Genomic DNA, 2,508 nt, shown 5'->3' on the forward strand with positions numbered 1-2,508 from the left:
TGGGGTCGCAGGTTCAATCCCTGCATCGCCCACCATCCAACTTCCTGAAAGTTGGATGATCCGGCCGCGATGAACCTCTTCAATTTCGTGCAGCGGGACAGCTCGCGTCCGGGAGGCCGCTTAGATCAGGCCTCGGCGCACATTCAAATGCGTTACTCCCGTCACCAGAATGGCGCCGGTCATGAAGTAGAGCGTGGCTATGATGTTGCCCTGATGGAAATGCAGCCCGGCAAACAGCAGAGCCATAACCACGGCAAGAAATGCGATTACACGCGAGAAGTTATCGGGCATGGGGCAGCGAACCTATGCAAATAGGATGGATAGCCGCCCTCAATCAGCCGCGTGCTCCATAGATCGGTTTTCGATTTTCCGCAATTGCCTTTTGAAGCACTGCCGCAGTGTGGTGCCTGCTGCGGGCGGTGTCGACAGCCGGGCCGCTGCCCTTGTTGCCGACATTGCATTCGAAGGCGCTGAGTTCGATCGGGGTCGTCGGCCTGGTCCATGCAGGGCGGCGGCAAGCCGCTGCTGGACAATGGCGACGGTTCTGTGATCGCCTTCACATACGCCGCGGAGGCATCGCGCACAGATATTGCACCTGTGGTACTGGCTTCTGCTTCAATGCATGGGCTCCAACGGCCTCCGGCCTGAAAGCTCGGCAGGGAGTTTCGATCACCTAGCCATTTTCAGATTTGCTGTTCGCGCGCGTCGGTCGCCTCCCGCCACGCGCGCGAACGGCGTTTCGTAGTTCGGTTCGCGTCCGCCAGCGCGCTCCGGTTTCCCGCTGCAAGGGACAGTTGCCGGCCAATTTGAGTGCCGGCAGCGCACGACTGGCGCCCGATCTACAAAGGCCGTCGTGTGTTGCCGCAATCGCACGAAAGGAGACAGGCCTTGATCGAGCATGCACTTGTCATACAATTTCCGCTCAACGAGAGGCGGAACCGCATCATGTCCACAGCCAGCGCAGACGACAGGAGCACCCTGCCGCGTCTGGCGCGGATCGATCCGCGCCAGTTCGATCTGCTGTTCGGCGGCTGCAAGGTCGAACGTTATGCCGCCGGTCAGCACCTGTTCGTCCAGGAGGACGCATCCGACCGCATCTACGGCGTGATGAGCGGCACGGTCGAGATTTCGCTCTATTCACCGGGCGGGCAGAAGCTGGTGGCCAATATCGAGCTGTCGCGCAGCCTGATCGGCGAGATCGGCGCGCTCGACGGACGCCCGCGCACGGCAACCGCCATTTGCCTCACCGCATGCGAGCTGGTTTCTCTCAGTCGCACGCAACTCTTTGATCGCATTGAAAAAAATCCACCGCTAGCGCGCGCCATGATCGAGCTGCTGTGCACGCGGCTGCGCTGGGTCAGCGGCGAACTCGGCGACCAGGCTTTCTTCGGCATCGAGGCCCGGCTGGCGAAACGGCTGGTGTTCCTCAGCGGCGTCATGGCCGACCCCGCCGGCTGGATCCCGATTTCGCAATCGGAACTCGGCGAATTCCTCGGCGCGACGCGCGAGTCGGTCAACACGACGCTCAACGACTGGCGCACCCGGCACATGATCGACATCAAACGCGGCGGGCTGCGCATCACCAATGCCGCCGCGCTGAACCACATCGCCGCTTCGCAGGACGACGACTGAACGATTCTGACCCGAATCAGAGCCGCGAAATCAGGTAGCGCAGCGCGGACCGGCTCGGCATGAAGAAGTAGCCGCCGCCTTTCGTGGTGACGAATTGCGGCATGTCCCTGAGCACTGTCACCTTTTCCCAGGACGGAATCGAGAACCGGCCGCCGCCGTCGCGCGCGCCGATCGTCGGATCCTTTTCGCCGACAAGGCCTTGGAACGAGCTCGACGAGACCCACGTCTGCTGAATGAACTCGTATTGGCGTTCGATGTCGGCGTTGAGGCACATGAAGAGAAGCCCCTTCTCGACCTTCCCGCTGCGGTCCTTCTTCTCATAGGTGCGGCCGACGCGCAGGATGCGGTGGCGCTTGCCGATCCTGATCTGCGTCTCGCGATCCTCGCCAAGCGAGTCGCGCGGATTGGAACGGCGTATGTGGGAGCCGAGCGGACAGCGATGCCCCTGCGGGTCCTCGGCGCCGAGCCCGAAGTCGTTGTCGACGCCACGACCCGGGCGGCCATCGGGGTTGCGCACCAGCGAACTGCCGTCCTGCCAGCGGCCGAGCATCTTGGCCGCGACCCAGCGCGGCGTGATGGCGTTGTCGCCGGTCTCGCGCGCAGCCCGCGCGGCGGCATGCTTGCAGTAGTCATCGAACAACTCGACATGCTGCTCGAACTGGCGCACGACCAGGAACGAGCCGTTGCGGCCGAAATCGCGCGGCGGCGGGGGCTGACCGGGGATCTGCCGGTTGCGCCGCACTTGGGACAGGATGCCTGTCCGATCCTGCGCCGCCCGCACGGAGGGCGAGGCTGGATAGAACCCATGCTCGTCGCGATAGCCGAACAGGAACTCGCCCGGCGCGACCAGGTGCATCGGCGCGGCACCCTTGCTGG

Annotated in this window: 2 protein-coding genes and 1 pseudogene; 1 reads left to right on the forward strand and 2 read right to left on the reverse strand. The window is 63.5% G+C overall.

Annotated elements, in window-relative coordinates:
• Window positions 1–120: 120 nt before the first annotated feature.
• Window positions 121–291, reverse strand: a complete 171-nt coding sequence (locus EOA60_RS37825) for a hypothetical protein (protein ID WP_164746760.1) — start codon at window positions 289–291, stop codon at window positions 121–123.
• 654 nt (window positions 292–945) lie between these two features.
• On the opposite strand from EOA60_RS37825, the gene EOA60_RS28505 reads away from it, so the two are divergent.
• Window positions 946–1,632 (forward strand): Crp/Fnr family transcriptional regulator, encoded by a 687-nt coding sequence (locus tag EOA60_RS28505; RefSeq protein ID WP_128312270.1) that lies wholly within the window; start codon window positions 946–948, stop codon window positions 1,630–1,632.
• 16 nt (window positions 1,633–1,648) lie between these two features.
• On the opposite strand, the pseudogene EOA60_RS28510 reads toward EOA60_RS28505, so the two are convergent.
• Window positions 1,649–2,508 (reverse strand): annotated as a pseudogene (locus tag EOA60_RS28510) (Dyp-type peroxidase domain-containing protein); the annotation flags it as partial.

This window comes from Mesorhizobium sp. M1A.F.Ca.IN.020.06.1.1, assembly GCF_004023265.1.
Classification (GTDB): domain Bacteria; phylum Pseudomonadota; class Alphaproteobacteria; order Rhizobiales; family Rhizobiaceae; genus Mesorhizobium.